Source organism: Microcella sp. (assembly GCF_019739195.1).
Taxonomy (GTDB): Bacteria; Actinomycetota; Actinomycetes; order Actinomycetales; family Microbacteriaceae; genus Microcella.
Window position 1 is genome coordinate 159,492 of record NZ_JAHHDS010000002.1, and the last position, 25,567, is coordinate 185,058.

At 68.1% G+C, this 25,567-nt stretch carries 26 protein-coding genes; 9 read left to right on the forward strand and 17 right to left on the reverse strand.

Going from position 1 to position 25,567, the window contains the following annotated elements; translation table 11 throughout:
* Window positions 1–5 precede the first annotated feature (5 nt).
* The 6 genes from KL788_RS01425 to rplU all read right to left on the reverse strand — a co-directional run bounded on the left by KL788_RS01425 (window position 6) and on the right by rplU (window position 4,570).
* Window positions 6–203 carry a hypothetical protein gene (locus KL788_RS01425; protein WP_293167819.1) on the reverse strand — a complete coding sequence of 66 codons (198 nt, stop codon included), beginning with the start codon at window positions 201–203 and terminating at the stop codon, window positions 6–8.
* 49 nt (window positions 204–252) lie between these two features.
* Window positions 253–1,554 (reverse strand): glutamate-5-semialdehyde dehydrogenase, encoded by a 1,302-nt coding sequence (locus KL788_RS01430; protein WP_293167821.1) that lies wholly within the window; start codon window positions 1,552–1,554, stop codon window positions 253–255.
* Between the two features lie 4 nt (window positions 1,555–1,558).
* Window positions 1,559–2,365 carry a glutamate 5-kinase gene (gene proB, locus KL788_RS01435; protein WP_293167823.1) on the reverse strand — a complete coding sequence of 269 codons (807 nt, stop codon included), beginning with the start codon at window positions 2,363–2,365 and terminating at the stop codon, window positions 1,559–1,561.
* Window positions 2,355–3,866 (reverse strand): GTPase ObgE, encoded by a 1,512-nt coding sequence (gene obgE, locus KL788_RS01440; protein ID WP_293167825.1) that lies wholly within the window; start codon window positions 3,864–3,866, stop codon window positions 2,355–2,357. Before obgE ends, proB begins: the two co-directional genes overlap by 11 nt.
* 125 nt (window positions 3,867–3,991) lie before the next feature.
* Window positions 3,992–4,243: a 50S ribosomal protein L27 gene (gene rpmA, locus KL788_RS01445; RefSeq protein ID WP_293167827.1), complete on the reverse strand. Its 252-nt coding sequence runs from the start codon at window positions 4,241–4,243 to the stop codon at window positions 3,992–3,994.
* Window positions 4,244–4,261: 18 nt separating this feature from the next.
* Window positions 4,262–4,570 (reverse strand): 50S ribosomal protein L21, encoded by a 309-nt coding sequence (gene rplU, locus KL788_RS01450; RefSeq protein WP_293167829.1) that lies wholly within the window; start codon window positions 4,568–4,570, stop codon window positions 4,262–4,264.
* A 210-nt stretch (window positions 4,571–4,780) separates the two neighbouring features.
* On the opposite strand from rplU, the gene KL788_RS01455 reads away from it, so the two are divergent.
* Window positions 4,781–5,053: a DUF4031 domain-containing protein gene (locus KL788_RS01455; protein ID WP_293167831.1), complete on the forward strand. Its 273-nt coding sequence runs from the start codon at window positions 4,781–4,783 to the stop codon at window positions 5,051–5,053.
* 62 nt (window positions 5,054–5,115) lie between these two features.
* Here the strand turns inward: KL788_RS01455 and KL788_RS01460 are convergent, their stop codons facing one another.
* The 5 genes from KL788_RS01460 to KL788_RS01480 form a co-directional block, all read right to left on the reverse strand.
* Window positions 5,116–6,603, reverse strand: coding sequence for a hypothetical protein (locus KL788_RS01460; RefSeq protein ID WP_293167832.1), 1,488 nt, complete (start codon window positions 6,601–6,603; stop codon window positions 5,116–5,118).
* Window positions 6,584–7,324 (reverse strand): TIGR03943 family putative permease subunit, encoded by a 741-nt coding sequence (locus KL788_RS01465; protein WP_293167834.1) that lies wholly within the window; start codon window positions 7,322–7,324, stop codon window positions 6,584–6,586. Before KL788_RS01465 ends, KL788_RS01460 begins: the two co-directional genes overlap by 20 nt.
* Window positions 7,325–7,340: 16 nt before the next feature.
* The gene (locus tag KL788_RS01470; protein ID WP_293167836.1) at window positions 7,341–8,411 is read right to left on the reverse strand and encodes a permease; all 1,071 of its coding nucleotides are present in this window, start codon (window positions 8,409–8,411) and stop codon (window positions 7,341–7,343) included.
* 10 nt (window positions 8,412–8,421) lie between these two features.
* A complete protein-coding gene (locus tag KL788_RS01475) occupies window positions 8,422–8,787 on the reverse strand; it encodes a hypothetical protein (RefSeq protein WP_293167838.1) in 366 nt (121 codons plus the stop codon).
* Between the two features lie 80 nt (window positions 8,788–8,867).
* Window positions 8,868–9,197 carry a nucleotidyltransferase family protein gene (locus tag KL788_RS01480; RefSeq protein ID WP_293167840.1) on the reverse strand — a complete coding sequence of 110 codons (330 nt, stop codon included), beginning with the start codon at window positions 9,195–9,197 and terminating at the stop codon, window positions 8,868–8,870.
* 122 nt (window positions 9,198–9,319) lie between these two features.
* Between KL788_RS01480 and KL788_RS01485 the strand changes: the two genes are divergently transcribed.
* Together KL788_RS01485 and KL788_RS01490 are read left to right on the forward strand one after the other, a co-directional pair.
* Window positions 9,320–9,541 carry an addiction module protein gene (locus tag KL788_RS01485; protein WP_293167841.1) on the forward strand — a complete coding sequence of 74 codons (222 nt, stop codon included), beginning with the start codon at window positions 9,320–9,322 and terminating at the stop codon, window positions 9,539–9,541.
* Complete coding sequence (locus KL788_RS01490; RefSeq protein ID WP_293167843.1) at window positions 9,538–9,843, forward strand: type II toxin-antitoxin system RelE/ParE family toxin; 306 nt, start codon at window positions 9,538–9,540, stop codon at window positions 9,841–9,843. Before KL788_RS01485 ends, KL788_RS01490 begins: the two co-directional genes overlap by 4 nt.
* Before the next feature lie 35 nt (window positions 9,844–9,878).
* On the opposite strand, the gene KL788_RS01495 is transcribed toward KL788_RS01490, so the two are convergent.
* A complete protein-coding gene (locus tag KL788_RS01495; RefSeq protein ID WP_293167845.1) occupies window positions 9,879–12,389 on the reverse strand; it encodes an Rne/Rng family ribonuclease in 2,511 nt (836 codons plus the stop codon).
* A 372-nt stretch (window positions 12,390–12,761) separates the two neighbouring features.
* Here KL788_RS01495 and KL788_RS01500 point away from each other — a divergent pair, with 372 nt between their 5' ends.
* Window positions 12,762–13,394, forward strand: coding sequence for a vitamin K epoxide reductase family protein (locus KL788_RS01500; protein ID WP_293167846.1), 633 nt, complete (start codon window positions 12,762–12,764; stop codon window positions 13,392–13,394).
* 22 nt (window positions 13,395–13,416) lie between these two features.
* Here KL788_RS01500 and ndk read toward each other — a convergent pair whose 3' ends face one another.
* From ndk to ileS, 4 genes are read right to left on the reverse strand one after another with little or no spacing between them, the layout of a single operon-like run.
* The gene (gene ndk / locus KL788_RS01505) at window positions 13,417–13,839 is read right to left on the reverse strand and encodes a nucleoside-diphosphate kinase (protein WP_293167847.1); all 423 of its coding nucleotides are present in this window, start codon (window positions 13,837–13,839) and stop codon (window positions 13,417–13,419) included.
* Window positions 13,836–14,258 carry a DUF4233 domain-containing protein gene (locus tag KL788_RS01510; RefSeq protein WP_293167849.1) on the reverse strand — a complete coding sequence of 141 codons (423 nt, stop codon included), beginning with the start codon at window positions 14,256–14,258 and terminating at the stop codon, window positions 13,836–13,838. The genes ndk and KL788_RS01510 overlap by 4 nt, the downstream gene beginning before the upstream one ends.
* Window positions 14,255–15,616: a bifunctional folylpolyglutamate synthase/dihydrofolate synthase gene (locus tag KL788_RS01515; RefSeq protein ID WP_293167851.1), complete on the reverse strand. Its 1,362-nt coding sequence runs from the start codon at window positions 15,614–15,616 to the stop codon at window positions 14,255–14,257. Before KL788_RS01515 ends, KL788_RS01510 begins: the two co-directional genes overlap by 4 nt.
* Complete coding sequence (ileS, locus tag KL788_RS01520; protein WP_293167853.1) at window positions 15,613–18,828, reverse strand: isoleucine--tRNA ligase; 3,216 nt, start codon at window positions 18,826–18,828, stop codon at window positions 15,613–15,615. The genes KL788_RS01515 and ileS overlap by 4 nt, the downstream gene beginning before the upstream one ends.
* Before the next feature lie 298 nt (window positions 18,829–19,126).
* Here ileS and KL788_RS01525 point away from each other — a divergent pair, with 298 nt between their 5' ends.
* Window positions 19,127–20,488: an MFS transporter gene (locus KL788_RS01525; RefSeq protein WP_293167855.1), complete on the forward strand. Its 1,362-nt coding sequence runs from the start codon at window positions 19,127–19,129 to the stop codon at window positions 20,486–20,488.
* A gap of 58 nt (window positions 20,489–20,546) precedes the next feature.
* Entirely contained in the window at window positions 20,547–21,179 is a 633-nt protein-coding gene (locus KL788_RS01530) for a hypothetical protein (RefSeq protein WP_293167857.1), read from the forward strand.
* On the opposite strand, the gene KL788_RS01535 is transcribed toward KL788_RS01530, so the two are convergent.
* Window positions 21,176–21,907 carry a flavodoxin family protein gene (locus KL788_RS01535; RefSeq protein ID WP_293167859.1) on the reverse strand — a complete coding sequence of 244 codons (732 nt, stop codon included), beginning with the start codon at window positions 21,905–21,907 and terminating at the stop codon, window positions 21,176–21,178. The two genes, KL788_RS01530 and KL788_RS01535, sit on opposite strands and share 4 nt — an antisense overlap.
* Before the next feature lie 108 nt (window positions 21,908–22,015).
* Between KL788_RS01535 and valS the strand changes: the two genes are divergently transcribed.
* From valS to KL788_RS01550, 3 genes are all read left to right on the forward strand, one after another.
* Window positions 22,016–24,604: a valine--tRNA ligase gene (gene valS, locus KL788_RS01540; protein ID WP_293167861.1), complete on the forward strand. Its 2,589-nt coding sequence runs from the start codon at window positions 22,016–22,018 to the stop codon at window positions 24,602–24,604.
* Window positions 24,605–24,816: 212 nt separating this feature from the next.
* Window positions 24,817–25,269: a GNAT family N-acetyltransferase gene (locus KL788_RS01545; RefSeq protein WP_293167863.1), complete on the forward strand. Its 453-nt coding sequence runs from the start codon at window positions 24,817–24,819 to the stop codon at window positions 25,267–25,269.
* Window positions 25,270–25,272: 3 nt separating this feature from the next.
* A complete protein-coding gene (locus tag KL788_RS01550; RefSeq protein ID WP_293167865.1) occupies window positions 25,273–25,506 on the forward strand; it encodes a hypothetical protein in 234 nt (77 codons plus the stop codon).
* The last annotated feature ends 61 nt before the right edge of the window (window positions 25,507–25,567 follow it).

A 25,567-nucleotide genomic window follows, 5' to 3' on the forward strand; every position in this document is an offset into this window, starting at 1 on the left:
TGGGGTCAGTGACCCGCGTCGTGTCCGCTCTGGTTGGTCGTCTTGTTGCTGTGCCGGTTCGCGACATCGCGGTAGGCGAACGTGACGAGAGCGAGCATCAGAAAGAAGAGTGCCGCGACCCCGGCGATGACGATGGGCGGCGCGATCAGCGGCGCGAGCTCTTCTTCAGAAGCGAGAATGGCGCTGGCCAGCGTCGTCAGCATGCGGTACTCCTGTGGTCGAGGATGACGTGAGACACCAATCTACCGCGGATCACCCGCGCACCTGCCCAGCGCCGCGCACGATCCACTTCGTGCTCGTCAGCTCGGGCAGGCCCATGGGGCCGCGGGCGTGCAGCTTCTGCGTCGAGATGCCGACCTCGGCACCGAATCCGAACTCGCCGCCGTCGCTGAACCGCGTCGAGGCATTGACCATGACGACAGCCGAATCGACCTCGGCGAGAAAGCGCTCGGCGTTGACCATGTCGCTCGTGATGATCGACTCGGTGTGCTGCGTCGAATAGCGGCGGATGTGCTCGAGCGCAGCATCCAGATCGTCGACGACGGCGACCGACAGTTCGAGGCTCATGTGCTCGGTGGCGAAGTCGACCTCGGTGGCGGGCTCGAGTGCGGCATCGATGGCCCGCGCGCGGTCGTCTCCACGAACGACGACTCCGGATGCTCGCAGAGCGTCGATCACGGGTGGCAGCAGTCGCGGCGCGGCATCGCGGTGCACGAGCACCGTTTCGACAGCGTTGCAGACGCTCGGCCGCTGCACCTTGGCGTTGTGCACGATGTCGACGGCGATGGTCTCGTCGGCACTCGCATCGAGGTAGACGTGCACCACCCCGGCCCCGGTCTCGATGACGGGCACGGTCGACTCGCGCACGACCGTCTGGATGAGGTCGGCGCTGCCGCGGGGAATGAGCACGTCGACGAGTCCGCGCGCGCGCATGAGCGCCGCGGCACCGGCGCGACCGTGGGGGTCGATCGTCTGCACGGCGTCGCGCGGCAGCCCGCTCTGCTCGAGCGCGCCTTGCAGCGTCTGCACGAGCACCCGGTTCGAACTCTCGGCCGCGCTGCCGCCGCGCAGCACGACCGCATTGCCGCTCTTGAGCGAGAGCGCCGCGATGTCGACGGTCACGTTGGGACGCGCCTCGTAAATGGCGCCGACGACCCCGAACGGCACGCGCACTTGGCTGAGCTGGATGCCGTTGGGCAGACGGGAGCCGCGCACGACCGAGCCGATGGGGTCGGGCAGCGAGATGACGTCGCGCACCGCGGCAGCGAGGGCGCGCACGCGCGCCTCGTCGAGCCGCAGCCGGTCGATCAGGCCCGCCGAGAGACCGGTCGACCTGCCGCGCTCGAGGTCGTCGGCGTTCGCCGCGACGATCGCGTCGATCGAGGCCTCGAGGGCGGTCGCGATGGCCTCGAGGGCCGCGTTCTTGCGATCGGTCGTGAGGGTCGCGAGCGCGCGCGACGCGACCTTGGCGGCGTGCAGCTGTTCGTCGGTCAGACCCGGCCCGGGGCTCAGGTTCTCAGCGAGGTGCGCAGGCGTTTCGACGAGCGACGACATGCCCTCATTCTACGGGCGCGGCCTCGAACCAGGTTCCGACCTCATCGCCGCGCAGCGCCTCGGCGACCTGCGCTGCCGAGGTCAGCACCACGGGAACGCCCTGGGCGACGGCAAGCTTGGCAGCGGCGATCTTCGTGCCAGCTCCCCCGGTGCCGACGCCGGCAGCACCGATCGAGCCGAGTTCGACGCCGCTCAGGTCGTCGTCGTGCGCGACGACGGCGATGCGCTCGGCACCGGGCTCATGCGGAGGCTTCGTGTAGAGCGCGTCGACATCGCTCAGCAGCACGAGCAGGTCAGCGCCGACGAGCTCGCTCACCATGCCAGCGAGTCGGTCGTTGTCGCCGAACCGGATCTCTTGCGTCGCCACGGTGTCGTTCTCATTGACGATGACGAGAATGCGCAGACCGAGCAAGCGCTCCATGGCGCGCTGCGCATTGCTGCGCGGGGTCGGATGCTCGAGGTCGGTCGCGGTGAGCAGCACCTGCCCGGCCACGATGCCGTAGCGGTCGAGGCTCTCTTGGTACCGGAAGATGAGCACGTTCTGACCTACTGCAGCCGCGGCCTGCTGCGTCGCGAGGTCGTGAGGCCGAGCATCCAGTCGCAGATACGGCATGCCCGTCGCGATGGCACCCGACGAGACCAGCACGACCTCGGTGCCGCGAGCGTGCGCGCTGGCCAGGGCATCGACGAGCGGGCCGATCTGAGCGGCGTTCTCGCCGCTGATCGACGACGAGCCCACCTTGACGACGACGCGTCGCGCACGCGTGACGGCATCGCGCCGGCTGCGCGCGGGGTCACGCTCAGTCGTCATCGTCGCCGCTCCAGATGCCCGCCTCTCGCTCGGCGTCGAGCTCGGCTCGTGCAGCAGCCTTGGCGTCCATGCGCTCGTGATAGGTCTGACGGCGCTGGCTCGTCGAGGGGCGGTTCGCCGCGTCGAGCCGGGGGTCGGTGCCGCGCGGAGCCGTCAGCAGCTCGGCCGCGCTCGTGAGCGTGGGCTCCCAATCGAAGATGACGCCGTCGCCCGGGCCGATCACGACGGTCGCGCCTGCGACCGCACCGGCCGTGAAGAGCGCGTCTTCGATGCCAATCTTCGCGAGCCGGTCGGCGAGGTAGCCGACGGCCTCATCGTTGCGGAAGTCGGTCTGCTGCACCCAGCGCTCGGGTTTGGCGCCGATGATGCGATAGATCGGGCCGTCGCTGCCGCCTTCGACCACAATGCGGAACTCTTCGCGGTCGACGGGCTTCGGCCGCAGAACGATGCGCTCGCGCACGACGGCCTCGGCCGCGCGAGCGGCGCGCTCGGTCTCGACGAGCTCGGCCATGGCGAAGGTCAGCGATCGCAAACCCTCGCGGCTCACAGCGCTGATCTCGAAGACGCGGTAGCCGCGCGCTTCGAGCTCAGGGCGCACGAACTCGGCAAGCTCGCGGCCCTCGGGCACGTCGATCTTGTTGAGGGCGACGAGCTGCGGGCGATCGAGCAGCGGAACCTGACCCTCGGGCACGGGGTAGGCAGCGAGCTCGGTCAGGATGATGTCGAGATCGCTGATCGGGTCGCGACCGGGCTCAAGCGTGGCGCAGTCGAGCACGTGCAACAGAGCGCTGCAGCGTTCGACGTGCCGCAAGAACTCGAGGCCGAGCCCCTTGCCCTCGCTCGCGCCCTCGATGAGGCCCGGCACATCGGCGACCGTGAAGCGCGACTCACCCGACTCGACGACACCCAGGTTGGGGTGCAGCGTCGTGAAGGGGTAGTCGGCGATCTTCGGCCGCGCGGCAGAGAGTGCGGCGATGAGGCTCGACTTGCCCGCGCTCGGGTAGCCGACGAGCGCCACATCGGCGACCGTCTTGAGCTCGAGAATGACATCGCCCTCCCAGCCCTCGGTGCCGAGCAGCGCGAAGCCGGGCGCCTTGCGCTTCGTGGTCGCGAGAGCCGCGTTGCCGAGTCCGCCTTGGCCACCGGGCGCGACGACGATGCGCATACCAGGCTCGTTGAGGTCGACGAGCTCGGTGCCGTCGGCGTCGCGCACGACCGTGCCGATCGGCACGGGCAGCACGAGGGGGCCGCCGGTGAAGCCCGAGCGGTTGTCGCCCATGCCGGGGCCGCCGTTCTCGCTCACCCGGTGCGGTCGGCGGTGGTAACCCAGCAGAGTGGTCTCGTGAGCATCCGCGACCAGCACGATGTCGCCGCCATCGCCGCCATTACCGCCATCGGGGCCGGCGAGCGGCTTGAACTTTTCACGGCGCACTGAGACGCAGCCGTGGCCGCCGTTCCCTGCGCGCAGGTGAAGGGTCACACGGTCGACGAATGTCGCCATGATGGGGCCTCCTTCTGCTCTGCCGCGCCTGTGAATGTCGACAGCGGTGGTGCTGGTGATGCGATGGGGCTAACGGCGAAGGGGCGGGCCGAAGCCCGCCCCTCGCGTAAACTAAAGCAGCGCTGTTAGGCGTTGACGATATTGACGACCTTGCGGCCGCCCTTCTGGCCGAACTCGACCGAGCCCGCCGCGAGGGCGAACAGCGTGTCGTCGCCGCCACGGCCGACGTTGGCGCCGGGGTGGAAGTGCGTGCCGCGCTGACGGACGAGGATCTCGCCGGCCTTGACGACCTGGCCGCCGAACCGCTTCACACCCAGGTACTGGGGGTTCGAGTCGCGACCGTTGCGGGTAGAGGAAGCGCCCTTTTTGTGTGCCATGTCTTCTTAGCGCCCTTCTTACTTGATGCCGGTGATCTTGACGCGGGTGAGGTCGGCGCGGAAACCCTGGCGCTTCTTGTACCCGGTCTTGTTCTTGAACTTCTGGATGACGATCTTCGGGCCGCGCAGGTCGCCCAGCACCTCGGCCGTGACCGTGATCTTCGCGAGCTTCTTGGCGTCGGTCGTGACCGTGTCACCGTCGACGTGCAGCACGGGGGTCAGCTGAATCGTGCCGTCTTCGCCCGCCTTGACGCGATCGAGCACGACGATCGTGCCGACCTCGACCTTCTCCTGCCGCCCACCGGCGCGCACCACTGCGTAGACCACGTTTCACCTTTGCTCTGTTAGTTCTCTCGAGGACAACTCCTCGCCTCTCACGGGACGCCAGGGGCGCACCGCCATGAGGGAGAAATCTTGGGGGTATCGTCGCGGGCACAGCCCAGCGCACACCAACAGTCAAGAATAGCCGACGGCAGGATGCCCGGTCAAACGCGCCCGAATCGGGCACTCGCGACACCTCAGCCTACAATCACCAGCATGGCCGTGCTGATCGACGAACCCGCGTGGCCCGCGCACGGGCGCCTCTGGGGGCACCTGGTGAGCGATGTCTCTCTCGACGAGCTGCACGCCTTCGCGCGCGCGGCGGGTATTCCCGAGCGCGGCTTCGATCACGACCACTACGACTACCCCGAAGAACGCCGCGGCGCGCTCATTGCACAGGGTGCTGAGCCGGTCTCGGGCCGCGAGCTCGTCGAGCGATTGCAGGCTTCCGGCCTACGGGTCAGTCAGCGCGAGAAGCGCGGGCTCTAAGCAGCGCAGCCCACAGCGCCAGCAGCGCGGACTCTAGCCGATCGCAGCACGCATCGACGAGCTCACCAGACGGGGCTGAAGCCCTCGAGCGTGCGCACGACGGCTCCGGTCTCGATGTCAACGATGACCGTCGTGATCGAGGTCGGGCGACCGTTCACGCGGCGCCCGTCTGGCTCAGCATCCACGACCGAAGGTGTCACCTCGACGGCGACGAACTGGTCGTTGGGCGAGACGGCGAGACTGCCGATGCTGCCCCGGTCGTCGATGGTGCGCAGCAGCAGGCGCGAGGCTCCCGAGCCGTCGTCGGCGACCAGCAGTGTGCGAAAGGCGCCGCCCGTCGCATCAGGAATCGCGACCTTCTGCACCCAGACCTCGCCGGAGGTGAAGATCGACTCGCCGCCGAACGCGAGCTCGCCCTCGAAGAGCGAGGGGTTCAGCCGCACCTCCTCACCCGACTCGAGGTCGAGGTAGAGGCCTCCGAACGAGTCAGAACCCGTGAGCTTGCTCGCATCGGTCGACAACCCGTAGACCGTCGGCACCTGGTCGATCGGCAGCACGAGGCCCGACCCGGCAAGGTCGACCTGCACGACCGTCTGGTCGAGCGCGTGCACGATGAGCGTCGAGCCATCGGGAAGGAATTCGCCCGTGATGATCGAGAGCGGCGTGCCGTCGAGGCCGACGACGGGGTTCACGGCGCGATCGCCGGCGAGGTCGATGACGGCGAGCGTGTTCGAGTAGGGCGGAATGCCCTGCGCCTCACCCTCGACGGGCGTGCTCGTCAGCACGACCCCGAGCAGTGTGCCGATCGGCGGCGCGATGAGCTGCTGCACGCGCACGCCCTCGGGCAGTCGGATCTGCTCGAGCGCCCCGCCCGCTACGGGCTGCACCGACTCGAGCACGCTGCCGCCCTCGCCATCGTCGCGCGCGAGCACGATGACCCCCTCGACGGGCGCGAAGTGCTGGATGCCCTCTGCCGCCACGACCACCTCGCCGCGGCCCGAGCCGAGAAGCGGCGCGCTCAGCACCTCATCGCCCGCCTCGTCGCGGTCGAGGTAGAGCACGCTGCCGGGCGCCGTCGTGAAGCGATGCGTGAAGTCAGAGGTGGCGTCGCGCGCGGTCGCTCCGACATCGCGCACCTCGACCGTGTACTCGGTCGAGTAGCGCAGCCGCTGCTCGAACTGCACGACGAGCAGATCGTCTTGTACCGAGATGGTGAAGGGCGCGGCAGGCGTGATGATGACCTGCTCGGCGGTCACCTCGGCGAGCGGCTGGTTGGCGAACAGGCGCAACTGGGTGCCCGCCTGCTCGGTGACCCGCTGGGGGTCGACGACGGCCGAGCTGAGCTTGGGGCCCTGCAGGGTTCCGAGCAGGAGGAAAACCGCCGAGACGACCGCGAGAACGCCGGCGAGCATCCAGAACGTGCGATCGAAGCGGCGCAGGGCGCGCTGAACGCGCAGTCGATGCGAGTGCGCCGCGACACGCGACGCCGCCGAGCCCTGTTGAGCCGACGACGGCGACGCGTGATCGGGCTCAGAAGAGGTAGGGCTCACGCGGCTGCTCCACCGCCTCGACGGTGTCGGGCTCGATGACGATGGCCTGGGTGCTCGACCGCGAGGGGTTGCTCACGAACGGCCCCGAGACCTCGACCCACGCACCCTCGTCGACCGTCGACTGCCAGCCCGGCAGGTAGACGGGCACACCGAGCGGCTGCGCGTCGACGGCGCAGCACGTGACCACGAAGCGCGAGACGTAGAACATGTTGTCGGGGTCGTCGCTGTCGGGGGTCACGAAGCCGAGCAAGGCCGTGGCGGGCTTGCCGTCGAAGAACGAGAGGTCGCTTGTCTGCCGCAGCACCGACGACCACTCGCGCACCGTGAAGCGCGCGATCGCCTCTGCGTCGGCCGTCGAGGCCTGCTCGAGGTCGGCGGTGTTCGTGCTCGCGGTCGCGTTCACCTCGCGCTGCTCGGCGGTCGCGGTGCTGAGCGTCGCGGGTGGGATGACCAGCATGCCGAGCGTGAACACCCCTGCGATGGCGGCTGCCGTGAGGCCGAGCATCCGTTCGCGACGAGGCAGTGGCGCCTCATGATCGTCATCGTGGTCGCGGCGCGTCGTGACGGCGAGCACCGAGAGTACGACCGCGATGACCGACATGATCACCGTGAACAGGATGTAGCGGGGGTGGATGTAGAGCACGAGCTGCCCGCTGTAGGCAAGCCAGAGCGTGATGGCGGCCATCGTGCCGATGATGACGACACCGCGCCAGCGTTGCACGGCACGCGAGAGACGGTTAGGCAAGGTAGTTCACCACCAGTCCGAGGGTGAGGCTCAGCAGACCCACGACCGTCGTCAGCTGCACGAGCGTTCGGGTCGTGTAGGTCGTGCGCATGAGCGCGAGCATCTTGATGTCGACGATCGGACCGAAGACGAGGAAGGCGACGATCGATCCGGGCAGGAAGGTCGAGGCGAAGGGCAGGATGAAGAACGAGTCGACGTTCGCGCAGATCGAGATGATGAAGGCGAGTGCCATCATGGCGAGCACGCTGAACAGCGGGTCGCTGCCGAGCGCGACGAGCACGTCGCGCGGCACGATCACTTGAATGCCGCCGGCGACGAGCGCGCCGATGACCAGAGCGGGCAGCAGAATGCTCGACTCGCGCACGAACAGGTCGAGCGTCTGTTCGCGCTTGTTGCGCGAGTGCGAGTGTCCGTCGTCGAGCCGGCACTGGTCAGCGAAGCGGCCGCTCAGCAGGCTCATCGGCTCGGGGTGCTTGCTGAACAGCCAGCCGAGAATGTTCGCGATCGCGAAGCCGCCGAGCAGGCGCGCAATGAGAATGCCGTCGTCAAAGCCGAACGCCTGGTGCGTCGTGATGATCGTGATCGGGTTGAGAATCGGCGCAGCGACGAGGAACACCATCGATTCAGGAATCGTGAACCCGCGCCGCACGAGCCCGCGCGCGAGCGGCACGTTGCCGCACTCGCACACCGGCAAAAACATGCCGAACAGGGAAATCACGGCCCGCCGCCCCCACTGATTGCGGGGCAGGATGCGCAATAGCCAGGCTTCCGGAATCCACACCTGCACGAGAATCGACAGCACGATGCCGAGCACGATGAACGGCAACGATTCGACGAGCACGCTCGTCGAGAGGGTGAGCAGGTCTTGCACCGGGTTCGGGATGCCCGCATCGAGATTCTCGGCCGTGAACGCCCGCACGGCCACGAGGCCGATGAGCACCGCGGTCGCACTTGCCGCCCACGCGATGTGCACCGGGCGCATGCGCCGAGTGCCCTCGTGCTCGGCGTGGTCGTGACCCGCGTGCGGGTCGACCCGCTCGAGGTCGGGCTGGCTCTGCGTCACGGATTCCAGTCTAGGCAGGCTTCATGGTGGCAGCCGTGAGCGAAACCTTCCGGGTCTCCAGCACGACCCGGCTAGACAATCCCACAACACCAGGCAGCGGAACGGTCTTGCCTAACGTCGTCACGACTGCAACCTCCGAGAAGAAGGCCGTCCGAGCGCCTTTGCTCATGAAACCTGCATAGGGCTCGGCCAGCAGTCGAGCGAACACGTCCCAGGTGTACGTGCGCTTTCGCAACCAGCTGACGCACACGATGCCATCTTCTGTGAGCCACACTCCGAGCATGTGAGCGCGAACGGTGACCAACAAGAACCAGGCCCATACGAACGCAACCACCACGAAGACAGGGTCAGGTCGAGTCACCTCGAAGTTGCTCACCACGGCGAGAGTTGCCACCACGAGTACGAACCAAGAGAAGCTCAGAGTCACCGTCGTGAGCCCGCGAACTCTTTGAGTGCTCACAGCGGCACGGCTTCGGCCCGGATTCGATCCATCATGGGTCCCGTCCCCCGGTCAGACACGATGTCGACGTTGCGTCCGAGCAATTCTTCAACGTCGGCCATGAAACCCGCGAGGTCGAAGAGTGATGCGTCGTGGGCGGGGTGCACGAGCAAATCGAGGTCGGAGTCGGGCCTGGCATCACCGCGAGCGACCGAGCCGAAGACCCGCACATGAGCGAGCTTTCGCTGCTCTGCCGCACGGAGGATCAGTTCACGCGACGCCCTCAACCGCTCTGCAGTCAAAACTCGGAGCGACTGCTCGAGGCTCGCGACCGTCGAGCTTCTCATGGTCGCGATGATAACGCGGACGTATCAGGGCCGAGCAGTTACGACGTCCCGCGGGTGCATTGTGGACTCGCTCTGGCCCGCGCCGCCCGCAGGGTGTCAGAGGTCGCGAGTACCATGCCCTTATGGTCGATCCACTACTCATGGAGCAGGTGAAGCGCCTCGATGTCGCAGGACGCCTCGAGCTGATCGGCGAACTCTGGCAATCACTCGACCACGACGAGCTCGAGGTCACTCACGCAGACAATGCCCTTATCGACGAACGACTTGACGACATGAAGCGTCACCCAGATGCGAGTGCGTCGTGGGACGACGTGGCGGCTCGGTTGCGCGCACGTCTGCCGTGACGGCAACCGTCGTCCTTCGCGAAGCCGCCCAGCGCGATATCGAGCTCGCACTCGACTGGTACCTTGCTGTCGCCCCTGAGTACGCAGATCGATTTCTGTCAGATCTCGATGCCACTCTCCGCGGCGTTGCTGACGCTCCGCGCGCATATCGTTCTGTCTACGGCCACGTTCGGCGCGCGGCACTGCGCCGATTTCCGTACCTCGTGTGGTTCATCTACCTCGACGACACCGACTCGGTCGTCGTGCTCGCCGTGACTCACCAGAGACAAGATCCGAAGGTCGTGAAAACCGCCGCGCTCTAGCAAGCGCGCGCACTTGACCGACGGGTGACTCAGTTCTACTCGGTCTGCCCCTGCGTCGTGATCGTGCCGCTCGTCACGCGGCGCGAGCCGCGCTTGCGCGTGCCGGGTGCCGGAGGCTCGGGCAGCGACTCGAGCACCGAGCCGAGCAGCTCGTCGGCCGACTTCGGGTCGAGCGTCGCCCGCACGCGAGCAGGCTTGCTCGCGACGGGCAGGTCGAGCAGATCGGCCGTGTCGACCTCGGGTGCCGGGGTCGGCTCGCTCGCGGGCTCGGCAGCAGCATCCGTCGCCGTCGGCAGCGTGATAGCGCCCGTCGCCGTCGACGTGACCGTCTTCGCCGCGATGGCCGCGAGGGCGCGGCTCACGTCGTCGGTGATGGCGTGCGTGCCCGCCGAGGGGCCCGACTTCGGGGCCGCGCCACCACGTTGGTTGCCGTTGCCTCCCGAAGCGCCGCCACCGCGACGACGATTGTTGACGCCGCCGCCGTTGGACCCTGAGTCGTTCGACGAGCGGTGCTTCGTGATGGGCTCGTGGTGCACGATGAGCCCGCGGCCGGCGCAGACCTCGCACGCCTCGCTGAACGTCTCGAGCAAACCGAGGCCCAGGCGCTTGCGCGTCATCTGCACGAGGCCCAGGCTCGTGACTTCAGCCACCTGATGCTTGGTGCGGTCGCGGCTCAAGCACTCCATGAGGCGGCGCAGCACGAGATCACGGTTCGACTCGAGCACCATGTCGATGAAGTCGACGACGATGATGCCGCCGATGTCGCGCAGGCGCAGCTGGCGCACGAGCTCTTCGGCCGCTTCGAGGTTGTTCTTCGTGACGGTCTCTTCGAGGTTGCCGCCCGAACCGACGAACTTGCCGGTGTTGACGTCGACGACCGTCATGGCCTCAGTGCGGTCGATGATGAGCGAGCCGCCCGAGGGCAGCCAAACCTTGCGGTCGAGCGCCTTCTCGATCTGCTCGCTGATGCGGTACTCGTCGAAGGGGTCGTGGTCGCCCTCGTGCTTCTGCACGCGGTCGAGCAAATCGGGGGCGACGCCGCGCAAGTACGACTCGATGGTCTGCTGCGCGTCGCTGCCGCTGATGACGAGCGAGCGGAAGTCTTCGTTGAAGACGTCGCGAATGATCTTGATGAGCAGGTCGGGCTCACTGTGCAGCAGGGCCGGTGCGGGCGTGTTCTCGAGCTGCTGGCTGATGTCAGCCCACTGGCTCGTGAGGCGCTGCACGTCGAGAGTGAGCTGCTCTTCGGTCGCACCCTCAGCCGCGGTGCGCACAATGACGCCGACGTTCTCGGGCAGCACGTCTTTCAGAATCTTCTTGAGGCGTGCGCGCTCGGTGTCGGGCAGCTTGCGGCTGATGCCACTCATCGAGCCGTTGGGCACGTAGACGAGGTAGCGGCCCGGGAGGCTCACCTGGCTCGTGAGGCGAGCACCCTTGTGGCCGATGGGGTCTTTCGTGACCTGCACGAGCACCTTGTCGCCGGGCTTGAGCGCAAGCTCGATGCGGCGCGGCTGGGTCTTGCCGTCGCTGTCGAGCGCGGCGGAATCCCAGTCGACCTCGCCCGAGTAGAGCACGGCGTTGCGGCCGCGGCCGATGTCGACGAAGGCGGCCTCCATGCTCGGCAGCACGTTCTGCACCTTGCCGAGGTAGACGTTGCCGATGAGGCTCGACTCTTGCGAGCGGGCCACATAGTGCTCGACGAGCACGCCGTCTTCGAGCACGCCGATCTGGATGCGGCCGTCTTTCGACCGCACGATCATCTGGCGGTCGACGCTCTCGCGGCGGGCGAGAAACTCGGCTTCGGTGACGACGGGGCGACGACGACCGGCATCGCGACCATCGCGGCGACGCTGCTTCTTGGCCTCAAGACGGGTCGAGCCCTTGATGCGCTGCGGCTCGGTGATCGGCTCGGGGGTGCGGCGGCCGCGCTGGTTGCCGCCCTGCTGGCTGTCGCGCTGAGTGTCGGGGCGCGAACCGTCACCGTCGGTGGATGCTCCGCCTCGCGTACGGCGAGAGCGCGAGCGACGACGGCTCGTGCCCTCCGAGTCGTCGAACTCGTCGTCGCGCTCGACCGCGCGGGCGGGCAGCGCGGCGACCGGCGGCGCGAAGAACAGCAACGACGTCGTCGACTCGGGCTTGAGCTCGGGGAACGCGGGCTCGGTCGGCACCGCGGGCTGCTCGGCCGACGCGGGCTGCTCGGTCGACGCGGGCTGCTCGGCCGACGCGGGCTGCTCGGCCGAAGCGGCCGGCTCCTGCGTCGACTCGGCGTCGAGCTCGGGCGACTCTGCGGCCTTCTTCGACGTTGATCGCTGTGCCGGGGTCTTCGCGGCGGGGCTGGCGGGCGCCTCCGGCTCGGCGGGCGCCGCGGCCTCGGCAGCAGCATCCGTCATCGGCTCGGCGACCGGCTCGGCGAGCGGGCGATCATCGAAGCCGGGCTCGCCTTGGCCGGCGTGCTCGCTGGCCTTCTTCGGGGTGGCTTTGCCGAAGAGTCGCGTGCGCTTCTTGGGTGCCGTCGTGTCGTCGTTCGTGTTGTCGTCACTCACCATCGCTGGTGCACTCCTCAACCGCTCGAGCCGCGCCCGTACGGTGACATTGGGGGCGAGAGAGATTCTCTCTCGCCGAAATCTTTGGTTGTCGCAGCGTGCGCCCCCGACTCGGGTCCGGCGCTCAAGCGCCCTCTCACGACGCGGTCACTGCCGCCGCATTCGCCCTGTCACCACGGTGCGGCTGAGGAAACTGGCTATCCCTCGCGGTCGCGGCAATCGGTGCCGCAATACTGGTCCGGTTATGCCCGGAAAGCTTTGTTGGTGGTCGTCGCGAGCGCGGCTGGCGACGACTGCCCCTCATTATCGCACGGACTCGGCGACTCAGGACGTTCGACCCGGGTGCGACTCACCTGGCGCCGCCATAATCGGGAGGTGACTGTCTCGACTGCGCCCGCCCTTCACCCTGCTGCGGATGCTCGCCGCCCGTTCGGCCTCGCCTTCACGCTCATCGTGACCGGCGCGGTGGGGTGGTACGGCGCAATGTCGCTCATCATCGAGCGCGTGCGGTCGCTGCTCGATCCGGAGTACGTGCTCAACTGCGACGTGAACCCGCTCGTCTCGTGCGGCGAGATCATGAGCACGTGGCAGGCATCGCTACTCGGTTTTCCGAACCCGCTGCTCGGCGTCGCCGGGCTCGTCGCGCCCATTGCCGTGGGGGTCGCCCTGCTTGCTGGCGCGCGCTTCGCCCGCTGGTTCTGGTGGAGCTTCATGGTCGGCGTGACGGGCGCCTTCGTCTTCGTGCTGTGGCTCGTCGATCAGGCGCTGTTCCAGATCGGCGTGCTGTGCCCGTGGTGCATGCTCGTCTGGGTCATGGTGATTCCGATGTTCTGGGTGCTGCTGACCTGGTCGCTCGCCGCCGGAGTGCTCGTCGACAGCCCGCGCGCACGCGCGTTCGGCTCCACGGTGCTGCCGTTCGTCTGGGTGCCGATTCTGGCGACAATCGTTGCCATCGCCGTCATGATAGTCGTGCAGTTTCCGACGCTCATCTCTCTGCTGCTGGGCTGACGACGCCCCGCCGGTCAGCGGTCTAGTCGAACCAGAGCGCGAGCTCGCGCGCGGCCGACTCGGGCGAGTCAGAGCCGTGCACGAGGTTCTGCTGCACCTTCAGGCCCCAGTCGCGGCCGAGGTCGCCGCGAATCGTGCCGGGGGCAGCCGTCGTGGGGTCGGTCGTGCCGGCGAGCGAGCGGAAGCCCTCGATGACGCGGTTGCCGGCGACGCGAGCGGCGACGACGGGGCCCGACTCCATGAACTCGACGAGCGGCTCGTAGAAGGGCTTGCCCTCGTGCTCGGCGTAGTGCGCGGCGAGCAGATCGCGGTCGGGCTGCACGAGCTTGAGGTCGACGAGCTGGTAGCCCTTCGCCTCGATGCGGCGCAGAATCTCTCCCGTCAGATTGCGGGCGACGCCGTCGGGCTTGATCAGTACGAGGGTCTCTTCAACGGTGGTAGTCATGTGGTCTCCTGATCGGTCGAGTCGGATGATGAGAGGTAGGCGGCCTTCGCGTCGTCGAGCTGGCGCCCCTTCACGACACCGTAAATCCAGAACGCGACGAACACGGCGGCGGTGACGGCGGCGAGCACCTCGATGAACCCCGTGGCGAGCAGCAGCACCTGCAGCGCAGAGCCGAACCACACGCCCCAGCGGTAACGCGCGACGCGCATCGCCACGATGAGCAGCAGCACGAGCACACCGCCGCCGAGAAAGACGGTTGACGAGGGCAGCACGCCGAGTCCGTTGATGGCGAGCGTGCCGAAGGCGACCGCAAGAATCTCCATGCCGAGCGTGATGCTCAGCAGCGACTCGGTCGCGCTTCGGTCGCGGCGCGGGCGCCGGGGCTCTGGCGTATCGAGGGTCGAGGGTGCGTCGCTCACAGTGCCCAATTCTGCTCTGCCGCGATGAGCATCGCCTGACCGGCCATCGTCACCGACCCCGTGATGAGCACGGCATCGTTGGGGCCGGCCTCCTGCCGCGCGAGGTCAATCGCGGTGGCGAGGCTCGGCTCGACCTGCACGCGGTCGGCGCCCGCGATCGACGCGACGGTCTCGGCGAGCTCGTCCGCCTGCAGCGAGCGCGCAGTGCCGCTGCTGCTCACGATGAAGCGGTCGACGACGGGGTCAAGAGCCTCGATGATGCCGCGCACGTCTTTGTCGTCGAGCACACCGACGATCGCCGTGACCGACTCGAACGCGAAAGAACCGAGCATGGCCTTGGCGAGCGCCTCAGCGCCGTGCGGGTTGTGCGCGGCATCGATGAGCACGCTCGGCTCGATGCCGATGAGCTGCAGGCGCCCTGGGCTCGTGACGGTGCCCAGACCCTCGGCGAGCACCTCGTCGGTGAGCCGCTGAGTGCCATTGCCGAGAAACGACTCGACAGCCGCGATGGCGACGGCCGCGTTCTGCGCCTGATGGATGCCGAAGAGGGGCACGAAGAGCTCGGTGTACTCCCCCGCCCTGCCGCGCACATCGATGAGTTGTCCGCCGACCGCGAGGCGGGCATCCGTCAGCGCGAAGCCGACGCCCTCGCAGACCAGCTCGGCCTCGTCGCGCTCGGAGGCGGTGAGAATCTCGTCCATCGCCTCCGGCTGCTGCAGGGCCGAGACGACGGTGGCTGCGGGCTTGATGATGCCGGCCTTCGTGCGCGCGATCTCGCCGACCGTGCTGCCGAGAAACTTCTCGTGGTCGAGCGCGATGGGCGTGAGCACAGCGACGTCGCCATCGGCGATGTTCGTCGAATCCCACTCGCCGCCCATGCCGACCTCGAGAATCGCGACGTCGACGGGCGCATCGGCGAAGGCCGCGAACGACAGCAGGGTGAGCGCTTCGAAGTTGCTCAGGGGTGCCTCGCCGTTGGCGGCCTGCTCGGCGTCGACCATGAGCAGGTAGGGCGCGATGTCGCCCCAGGTGTCGGCGAGCATGCGGTCGCTGATGGGCTCGCCGTCGATGACGATGCGCTCGTTGAGCCGCATGAGGTGCGGGCTGGTGAGCAGGCCCGTGCGCAGCCCGTAGGCGCGCAGGATGCTCTCGATCATGCGAGCCGTCGACGTCTTGCCGTTCGTGCCCGTGACGTGCACGATCGCGAAACTGCGGTGCGGGTCGCCGAGCAACTCGGCGGCGCGACGGGTCGGCCCGAGGCGCGGCTGCGGCGTGGCCTCGCCGATGCGCGCCAGCAGTTCGGCGTGCACCGCCTCGGCGGCCGCGCGGTCGTCGGCGTTGCGGTCTGCGGGGGTCATGCGCGCACCACCTTCACCGTGACGGATGCTCCGTCGCCGACCGCCGTCGTCTCGCCCTCGCCAGCCGCACCGACGTCGATCGAGGTGGCGAGCGTCTCTGAGCCGATGAGCGCTTCGTGCGCTGCGATCGCGGCGCGAGTCGTCTCGTCGTCAGAGCCGAGGCTCAGCGCGATGCGGTCGCTCACGTCGAGCCCCGCGTCTTTGCGCGCCTGCTGAACGGCACGCACGACGTCGCGCGCGAGACCCTCGGCGGCGAGCTCGGGGGTGACGCGAGTGTCGAGTAGCACGAACCCCGTGCCGGGCAAGAAGGCCACGGCGGCGGCAGGGTCGTCGAGTTCAAGCTCGAGTGTGTACTCCCCCGGCTCGAGCGCGATGCCGCCTGCTGTCACGCTGTCGCCGTCGATCGACCAGTCGCCGGCCTTCGCCGCGGCGATGACCTGCTGCACCTGCTTGCCGATGCGCGGGCCGAGGCCGCGCGCGTTGACGGCGAGGCGGCGCGCGATGCCGTACTCGGCGACGAGCTGCTCGTCGAACTCGACGAGAGTCACCGTCTTGACGTTGAGCTCATCGCGCACGATGTCGCTGAACGCCTCGAGCGCGGCCGCGTCAGGCGTCACGATCGTGAGGGTCTGCAGCGGCAGGCGCACGCGCAGGCCCTGCGCCTTGCGCAACGCCAGGCCCGAGCTGGCGATCGCGCGCACGCGGTCCATCGCGGTGACGAGCGACGCGTCAGCCGGGAAGTCCTCGGCCTGCGGCCAGTCGGTGAGGTGCACGCTCTCGCCGCCCGTGAGGCCTCGCCAGACCTCTTCAGCAACGAGGGGCGCGAGCGGGGCCGACAGGCGGGCGAGGGTCTCGAGCACGGTGAAGAGGGTGTCGTGAGCATCCCGATCATCGCCCGCCCAGAAGCGATCACGCGACCGGCGCACGTACCAGTTGGTGAGCACATCGGCGAAGTCGCGCAGGGCGGCAGCGGCGAGCGGGGCGTCGAGGGCTTCGAGCTGGGTCGTCACCTCGACCACGAGATCGCGCGTCTTGGCGAGCAGGTAGCGGTCGAGCACGTTCGTCGAGTCGCTGCGGCGACGAGCCTCGCCGAGCGTGCCGGCATTGGCGTACAACGTGAAGAAGTAGTAGGTGCTCCACAGCGGCAGCAAGAATTCGCGCACCCCCGCGCGAATGCCCTCCTCGGTGACGACGAGGTTGCCGCCGCGAATGACCGAGCTCGACATGAGGAACCAGCGCATGGCGTCGGCGCCGTCACGCTCGAACACCTCGCCCACGTCGGGGTAGTTGCGCAGGCTCTTCGACATCTTCTGGCCGTCGTTGCCGAGCACGATGCCGTGGCTGATGACGCTCGAGAACGCCGGCCGGTCGAACAGCGCCGTGGCGAGCACGTGCATCGTGTAGAACCAGCCGCGGGTCTGCCCGATGTACTCGACGATGAAGTCGCTCGGGTTGTGGCTCTCGAACCAGTCGGCGTTCTCGAACGGGTAGTGCACCTGGGCGAAGGGCATCGAACCCGAGTCGAACCAGACGTCGAAGACATCCTCGATGCGGCGCATGGTCGACTGCCCCGTGGGGTCGTCGGGGTTCGGGCGCGTGAGCTCGTCGATGAAGGGGCGGTGCAGGTCGACCTCGCCCTCGGCGTTGCGCGGCAGGGCACCGAAGTCGACCTCGAGCTCGGCGAGCGAGCCGTAGACGTCGACCCGCGGGTGATTCGGGTCGTCGCTCTTCCAGACCGGGATCGGGCTGCCCCAGTAGCGGTTGCGGCTGATCGACCAGTCGCGCGCGCCCTCGAGCCACTTGCCGAACTGCCCGTGCTTGACGTTGCCGGGCACCCAGGTGATCTGCTCGTTCAGCTCGAGCGCGCGATCACGCAACTCGGTGACGCGCACGAACCAGCTCGAGACGGCCTTGTAGATGAGCGGGTTGCGGCACCGCCAGCAGTGCGGGTAGCTGTGCTCGTAGCTGCGCAGCTGCAGTAGGCGACCCTGCTCGCGCAGCATGCCGACCAGGGTCTTGTTGGCGTCGAAGACCTGCAGCCCGGCAACTTCTGAGACGACGGCCAAGAACTTGCCGCCGTCGTCGACCGAGATGATGGTCGGGATACCCGCGGCGGCGCAGGTGTTCTGGTCGTCTTCACCGTAGGCGGGCGCCTGGTGCACGATGCCCGTACCCTCGCCCGTGGCCACGTAGTCGGCGACGAGAATCTGGAAGGCCTGCGGCCCGTAGTCGTCGACGAAGTAGTCCCACAGGCGGTCGTACTGCACGCCGCCGAGCTCGGCGCCCGAGATCGTGCGCGAGATCGCGTCGCGCGCGGCCGCGGCGTCGGCGTAGCCGAGCTCTTTCGCGTAGGCCGCGACGGTGTCGGCGGCGAGCAGGAAGGTGCGGGCATCCGTCGGCTCGATCTCGGTGCCTCGCGGCACGATCGCGTACTCGATCGCCGGGCCCACGGCGAGCGCCGCGTTCGTCGGCAGGGTCCAGGGGGTCGTCGTCCAGGCGAGCGCCTCGACGCCGGTGAGCCCGAGCGCCTCGGCTTTCTCGCCCACGAGCGGGAAGGTCACGGTCACCGACTGGTCTTGCCGCATTTGGTAGACGTCGTCGTCCATGCGCAGCTCGTGGTTCGACAGCGGTGTCTCATCGCGCCAGCAGTACGGCAGCACGCGATAGCCCTCGTAGGCGAGGCCCTTCTCGTGCAGCGTCTTGAAGGCCCACAGCACGCTCTCCATGAACGTGATGTCGAGCGTCTTGTAGTCGTTCTCGAAGTCGACCCAGCGCGCCTGACGCGTCACATAGCTCTGCCACTCGTCGGTGTAGCGCAGCACGCTCTCGCGAGCCTTGGCGTTGAACGCCTGCACGCCCATCTCTTCGATCTGGGCCTTCTCGGTGATGCCGAGCTGCTTCATCGCCTCGAGCTCGGCGGGCAGCCCGTGGGTGTCCCACCCGAATCGGCGGTGCACCTGCTTGCCGCGCATCGTCTGGAAGCGCGGGAAGACGTCTTTCGCGTATCCCGTCAGCAGGTGGCCGTAGTGCGGCAGGCCGTTGGCGAACGGCGGGCCGTCGTAAAAGACCCACTCGTCGCAGCCTTCGCGCTGAGCGACCGAGCGTCGGAAGGTGTCGTGCGCGGCCCAGTAGCCCAGCACCTCGTGCTCGAGCGACGGAAAGCTCGGCGAGGCGACGACCGACGTGTCGTCGCGATGAAGGGGGTAAACCATGGTGACTCCGGTCGGTGGTTGCTGCGGTCAGTGGATGCTGCGATCACTTTCCGCGAGGACGACCTGCCGTGACCGGCCTGCCGCGGTACCACCCCGCTTGCGCGGCATCCTTTTGCTGAAGGGATGCTGCGCCTCTCTGCATCGGCTGTGACGGGCCTGCCCCGCTCGGGTCTAGTGGTCTACCTAGGTAGACGTTCTTCCGAGAACTCCCCGGTGATGGCCGGTTCACTGTCTCTGCGTCTATGGTAGCGGGCCGATGCCGGGGAATACTTCGTGCTGCGGGTACGCTCGACCTCTTGTGAGTACAGAGACCGCTGCCGCCCCCGTCGTCCCCTCCGACCCGCGCATCGCACGTCGAGCCCGCTGGGCCTCGCTCGTCGGCACCTCGCTCGAGTCGTACGACTTCTACCTGTTCGCCTACTTCTCGGCGTTCTTCGCGGGGCCGCTCTTCTTCGAACCGCTCGGCGAGGTGGGGGCGAACCTCGCCGCGCTCGCGACGATCGGCGTCGCGTTCGTGATCCGGCCGCTCGGCGCGATCATCTTCGGCCACCTGGGCGACCGCATCGGCCGACGCACGATCCTGATCGTCACGATCACGATGATGGGAGTCGCCACCGGCCTCATCGGCGTGCTGCCGACCTACGACCAGGCGGGGTGGTTCGGTGCCGTGCTGCTCGTGCTGCTGCGCGTGCTGCAGGGCGTCTCGCTTGGCGGCGAGTGGGGTGGCGCCGTGCTCATCGCGACCGAGCACGAGACCCGGGCCAAGCGCGCGTTCGCCGCCGCGATGCCGCAGCTGGGCTCGCCCATCGGGTCGATTCTCTCGGCCATCGCCTTCATCTGGCTGACCCTCGCGCTCACGAGCGAAGAGATCGCCGAGTGGGCCTGGCGCGTGCCGTTCTTGACCGCGATTCCGCTGCTCGCCATCTCGCTCTACCTGCGGCTGGCGATCACCGAGACTCCTGTCTTCACAGCGGTGAAGGATGCTGGCCGCGCGCCGCGCATCCCCCTCGCCGCGCTGCTGCGCGCCCAGCCGGTCACGATCGTGGTCGCCGTGGGCGTCGCGCTGCTCGGCATCGGCTCGTACTCGCTCATGAACACGTACACGATCAACTACGGCGCCGCCGTGCTCGGCTTCGACTACTACGAGCTGCTCATTGCGACGACCGCTGGCGGACTGCTGCAGCTCGTCACCATTCCGCTCTTCGGCGCCTGGGCGACGCGCATCGGGTCGGGAATGGTCGTCGCTATCGGAGCGCTCGGCACTCTGCTCGTGGCGTTTCCGATCTACTTCTTCCTGCAAGAAGCGAGCTTCGGCTTCCTCGTCGGCATGATGATCATCGGCGGCATTCTTCCGACGATGAGCTGGGCGGCGCTCGGCGGAATCTTCACCGAGCTGTTCGACGAGCGCTACCGGTACTCGGCCCTCGGGTTCGCCTACGCGCTGGCCGCGGTCGTCGCCGGCTTCGTGCCCGCGCTCACGGGCACCCTCGGCGTGGCGACCGGCCAGGCCTGGTGGCACCCCGCCGTCGTGCTCGCCGGCATGTCGCTCATCACGCTCGTGTCGTCACTCGTCGCGATTCGCATCCGCGTCGACCGCGATGACGCCGAGCCAGTCGAAGAATCGGCTCTGGCCCCGCAACCGGCGAGCACTCTAGGCTGAGCGCCACCGGGGCCGACAGCGGCCTCGGCCGCACCGCCGAGCCGACGCAGGAGCCGTGATGAGTGACGACACCCCCACCGAGCGCTTCGACGCCCCGACCGAGCCGTTGCCCGAGGCCGGCACGCCGGAGGCACCCGCCACGAAGGCCGACGATGACGGCCAGAAGCGCGGCATGCTCATCGCTCTGCTCGCGATCGCCGGGGCCATTCTCGTCGCACTGATCGTGCTCATCGTCGTGTTGCTCAGCAGTGGGGGCACCAACGACGCCGGGCCGACGCCCGAGTTCACGACGACCGAGTCGCCGACGCCGACGCCCACCGAGGCTGAGAGCCCCGAGCCGTCAGACGAACCGAGTGAGGAGCCGAGCGAGGAGCCGAGTGCGACTGCGGCTCCGCCTCCGCCCCCGCAGAGCCCGAGCTTCGCGACCTTCAACGGCCCCAACAAGGCCACGTGCCCCGACACCTCAAGCTCGGTCGCGATCACGTGGAGTTGGAGCAGCAGCAATGCCACGGGCGCCTGGTTCGGCATCGGCACGAACAACGCGAAGGCCGAGCCGTTCGAGTCGGTGCCGACCACGGCGACGTACACCTTCAACTACCAGTGCTCTGAGGCGAGCCAGATCTACACGGTCACGCTCGAAGACTCGTCGGGTCGTCTGACCCACAAGACGGTGACCGTCACGCGCGACTAGCGATACTCGGGGTTCGCGTCGAAGCCCCAGCGCTCACCGTCGTTCCAGGCGCTGCGCACATTGCCGAAGGCCGGCACCCCGCCGGCGTCGCGCAGCATGCGCGCGAGGTGCAGCAGGTTCCAGGTCATGAACGTCGTGTTGCGGTTCGTGAAGTCGTTCTCGGGCCCGCCCGAATTCTCGTCGAGGTAGCTCGGGCCCGGCCCGACCTCGCCGATCCATCCCGCGTCGGCGGCCGGCGGAATCGTGAAACCGATGTGCTGCAGGCTGTACAGGGTCGACATGGCGCTGTGCTTGACCCCGTCTTCGTTGCCGGTGATGAGGGCACCGCCGACCTTGCCGTAGAAGACGTACTGCCCGCGATCGTTCGTCTCGCCGCTGTGGGCGTAGAGGCGCTCGATGAGCAGGCGCAACTGCGACGAGACCTCGCCGAGCCAGATGGGGGTGCCGACGACGACGATGTCGGCACGCTCGACGAGCGGCCACAGCGCTGGCCACTCGTCGGAATCCCAGCCGTGCTCGCGCATGTCGGGGTAGACGCCCGGCGCCACGTCGTGGTCGACGAGTCGAACGAGATCGACATCGACGCCTTGCGCCTCCATGAGCGCCACGCTGCGGCGCATGAGCCCCTCGGTGTGGCTCACCTCAGGGCTGCGCTTGAGCGTGCAGTTGATGAAGACCGCGCGAAGGTCGTCATATCGGGCAGGAGGAGCGGGAGCATCCGTCGTCATGCCTCTTCACGGTACGCCGATGCCGGGCCGGTACGATGAATTTACACTCCACACTCAGGCACCCTTAATCTCTGACACGGTGCCGCCTATAGCGAAGCGAGACCCGCGATGAGCCACGCCAGCCTGCCCGACAAGCCCGCCCTCGAAGGGCTCGAGCACAAGTGGGGCGAGGTGTGGGAGAGCCACGGCACCTACCGCTTCGACCGCGCGGCCGCGGTGCAAGCTGGCCCCGACTCGGTCTATGCCATCGACACTCCCCCGCCGACCGCCTCCGGCTCGCTGCACATCGGCCACGTCTTCAGCTACACACACATGGACCTCGCCGCCCGCTTTCAGCGCATGCGCGGCAAGAACCTCTTCTACCCGATGGGCTGGGACGACAACGGTCTGCCGACCGAGCGTCGCGTGCAGAACTACTACGGCGTGCGCTGCGACCCGACGCTGCCCTACGACCCCGACTTCACGCCGCCGTTCGAGGGCGGCGACAACGCGAGTTCGAAGGCCGCCGACCAGGTGCCCGTCTCGCGTCGCACCTTCATCGAGCTGTGCGAGAAGCTGACGGTCGAAGACGAGAAGCAGTTCGAAGATCTGTGGCGGATGCTCGGCCTCAGCGTCGACTGGAGCCAGACCTACCGCACCATCGGTGACGACGCGCAGCGCGCAGCGCAGCGCGCCTTCCTGCGCAACCTCGCCCGCGGTGAGGCCTACCGTGCTGACGCCCCGACGCTGTGGGATGTCACGTTCCGCACCGCGGTCGCGCAGGCCGAGCTCGAAGACAAAGAGATGCACGGGGCCTTCCATCGAGTGTCGTTCCACACGCCCGAGGGCGGCACGATCGACATCGAGACGACGCGCCCCGAGCTGATTCCCGCGTGCGTGGCCCTCGTCGCGCATCCTGATGACCCCCGCTATCAGGCGCTCTTCGGCACGACCGTGCGCACGCCGCTCTTTGACGTCGAGGTGCCGGTGGTCGCTCACCACTTGGCGCAGCAAGACAAGGGTTCGGGCATCGCCATGGTCTGCACCTTCGGCGACGTGACCGACGTGGTGTGGTGGCGCGAGCTCGACCTGGGCCTGCGCCCCATCCTGGGCAAAGACGGCCGCATTCTCGCCGAGGCCCCCGAGGGTATCGAGGGTGCTGCGCTCGACACCTACGCCGAGCTCGCCGGCAAGACGGTGTTCAGCGCGAAGGCGCGCATCGTCGAGCTTCTTCGCGAGTCGGGCGACCTCATCGGCGACCCGCGCCCCATCACGCACCCCGTGAAGTTCTTCGAGAAGGGCGACAAGCCGCTCGAGATCGTGACGACCCGACAGTGGTACATCGCCAACGGCGCGCGCGACGAAGACCTCAACGCGCGCCTGCTCGAGCGCGGCCGCGAGATCGCCTTCCACCCCGACTTCATGCGCGTGCGCTACGAAAACTGGGTCGGCGGCCTCTCGGGCGACTGGCTCATCTCGCGCCAGCGCTTCTTCGGCGTGCCGATTCCCGTCTGGTACCGCCTCGACGAGCACGGCGAGCAGATCGGTGAGCCGATCGTGCCGAGCGAAGACCTGCTGCCCGTCGACCCCGCCTCGATGCCCGCCCCCGGCTTCGACGAGGCCCAGCGCGGCCAGCCGAACGGCTTCATCGGCGAGGTCGACATCATGGACACCTGGGCGACCTCGTCGCTCACTCCGCAGATCGCCGGCAAGTGGGAAGACGACCCCGAGCTGTTCGATCTGGTCTTCCCCTACGACCTTCGCAGCCAGGGTCAAGACATCATTCGCACGTGGCTGTTCTCGACCGTGCTGCGCGCCGAGCTCGAGCACGGCACCCTGCCCTGGAAGCACGCCGGAATCTCGGGCTTCATCGTCGACCCCGACCGCAAGAAGATGTCGAAGTCGAAGGGCAACGTCGTGACTCCGGCCGCGATGCTCGACGAGCACGGCAGCGACGCGGTGCGCTACTGGGCCGCCTCGTCGCGCCTCGGCACCGATGCGGCGTTCGACCCGCAGAACCCGAAGCAGATGAAGATCGGCCGCCGCCTGGCGATCAAGGTGCTCAACGCCGCCAAGTTCGTCTACTCGTTCGAGGCGCCCGCGGGCACCGCGACGGGGCCGGATGCTGTCACCGAGCCCCTCGACATCGACATGCTCGCAACCCTGGGTGAGGTGGTCGCGACCGCGACCCGCGCCTACGAAGAGTATGAGCACGCGCGCGCCCTCGAAGCCGCCGAACAGTTCTTCTGGACCTTCACCGACGACTACCTCGAACTGGTGAAAGAGCGCGCCTACGGCTCGCAGGGCGAGGCCGGACAGGCCAGTGCCGTCACGGCGCTGCAACTCGCGATCGACGTGTTCGTGCGACTGTTCGCCCCGGTGATCCCCTTCGCCACCGAAGAGGTGTGGAGCTGGACGCACACTGACTCGGTGCATCGCGCCCCGTGGCCGACGGTCGACGAGTTGGGGGTGGACGCCCAACACGGCGGCCTGCTGCCCCTCGCGTCGCAGGCTCTCATCGGCATCCGCCGCGCGAAGACCGATGCAAAGGCCTCGCAGAAGACGCCCGTCACGAGTTGCGTGATCGCGGCGCCGAGCCTGCTCGAACTGGCGGCAGCCGATCTCGCCGCGGTCGGACGCATTGCGTCGCTCACGATTACCCCGGCCGACGAGGTCTCCGTGGTCGAGATCGAGCTCGGAGAGCTGCCGCAGGCCTGAGCGCAGCATCCTGCCCCCGATGGTGGGTTGTCTGCGCCTGTCAGCCCCCCCCTGTGCAGGGTGGACTGCCGGAAGGTGTCGCAACCACCCGGTACTCGGCGCGACACGCCGCGATCAGAGGAGCGACACGCCGCAGCGACAGCTCGAATGTCAGTGTCAGCGACACTCCGGGTCGATGAGCCTGACGGCGGCGCGTCGGCCAGACTGGAGTCATGAGCGAGATGACGACGACCGTGCGGCCGATCGAGGCGCGCGATGCGGCTCGATGGCGCGAACTGTTCACGGCCTACGGTGTGTTCTATGAGACCGCGTTCAGCGACGAGATTCTCGACGGCGTGTGGGCCTGGCTGATGGATGCTGAGCACCCGCTCGTCTGCCTCGTCGCCGAGGCCGAGGGCGAGCTCGTAGGCTTTGCGCACCTGCGCGAGCAGCCCGACACTTTCACGGCCGGCCCTGGCTGGTTTCTCGACGACCTCTACACCGTGCCCGAGGTGCGCGGCTCGGGTGCGGGCACCGCGCTGCTCGAGGCCGTCGCTGCGCACGCCCGCGCCCACGGCGGCGGAACGGTGCGCTGGATCACGGCCGCCGACAACGAGCGCGCGCAGCGCGTCTATGACCGGTTGGCGACCCGCGCGACCTGGGTCACCTATGAGTGGGAGGTCTGAAGCGTGCAACTGGGAACCCGCTGGTCGGTCGGCGACGAGCCGCCCGCACGCCTGAGCGCCGACGTGCGCGAGGCCATCACCGCGGTCGAGGGCGAGCTCGCGACGTTCGACACGAGCGCCTGGCGCTGGACCCTCACGTGGCTCGAGGGGCGACCCGTCGTCGAACTCGACGACGGCACGACGATTCGGGTGGCGCCCGATGGCACCGTGTCGATCGAGACGCCCTCGGCGCCCTAGCGGGCACAAAGGGGCACCCCGCCCTGAGCACCAGGAGGGCCGGGGCGTATCTCCCGGACCG

Excerpts from the sequence above, each read along its gene's own strand:
- KL788_RS01425 (WP_293167819.1), bottom strand. The coding sequence starts at position 203 with ATGCTGACGACGCTGGCCAGCGCCATTCTCGCTTCTGAAGAAGAGCTC.
- KL788_RS01545 (WP_293167863.1), top strand. The coding sequence starts at position 24,817 with ATGAGCGAGATGACGACGACCGTGCGGCCGATCGAGGCGCGCGATGCG.
- proB (WP_293167823.1), bottom strand. The coding sequence starts at position 2,365 with ATGACGACTGAGCGTGACCCCGCGCGCAGCCGGCGCGATGCCGTCACG.
- KL788_RS01430 (WP_293167821.1), bottom strand. The coding sequence starts at position 1,554 with ATGTCGTCGCTCGTCGAAACGCCTGCGCACCTCGCTGAGAACCTGAGC.
- obgE (WP_293167825.1), bottom strand. The coding sequence starts at position 3,866 with ATGGCGACATTCGTCGACCGTGTGACCCTTCACCTGCGCGCAGGGAAC.
- KL788_RS01535 (WP_293167859.1), bottom strand. The coding sequence starts at position 21,907 with ATGACGACGGATGCTCCCGCTCCTCCTGCCCGATATGACGACCTTCGC.
- KL788_RS01530 (WP_293167857.1), top strand. The coding sequence starts at position 20,547 with ATGAGTGACGACACCCCCACCGAGCGCTTCGACGCCCCGACCGAGCCG.
- rpmA (WP_293167827.1), bottom strand. The coding sequence starts at position 4,243 with ATGGCACACAAAAAGGGCGCTTCCTCTACCCGCAACGGTCGCGACTCG.
- ndk (WP_293167847.1), bottom strand. The coding sequence starts at position 13,839 with ATGACTACCACCGTTGAAGAGACCCTCGTACTGATCAAGCCCGACGGC.
- valS (WP_293167861.1), top strand. The coding sequence starts at position 22,016 with ATGAGCCACGCCAGCCTGCCCGACAAGCCCGCCCTCGAAGGGCTCGAG.
- KL788_RS01455 (WP_293167831.1), top strand. The coding sequence starts at position 4,781 with ATGGCCGTGCTGATCGACGAACCCGCGTGGCCCGCGCACGGGCGCCTC.
- KL788_RS01480 (WP_293167840.1), bottom strand. The coding sequence starts at position 9,197 with ATGAGAAGCTCGACGGTCGCGAGCCTCGAGCAGTCGCTCCGAGTTTTG.
- KL788_RS01495 (WP_293167845.1), bottom strand. The coding sequence starts at position 12,389 with ATGGTGAGTGACGACAACACGAACGACGACACGACGGCACCCAAGAAG.
- ileS (WP_293167853.1), bottom strand. The coding sequence starts at position 18,828 with ATGGTTTACCCCCTTCATCGCGACGACACGTCGGTCGTCGCCTCGCCG.
- KL788_RS01515 (WP_293167851.1), bottom strand. The coding sequence starts at position 15,616 with ATGACCCCCGCAGACCGCAACGCCGACGACCGCGCGGCCGCCGAGGCG.
- KL788_RS01485 (WP_293167841.1), top strand. The coding sequence starts at position 9,320 with ATGGTCGATCCACTACTCATGGAGCAGGTGAAGCGCCTCGATGTCGCA.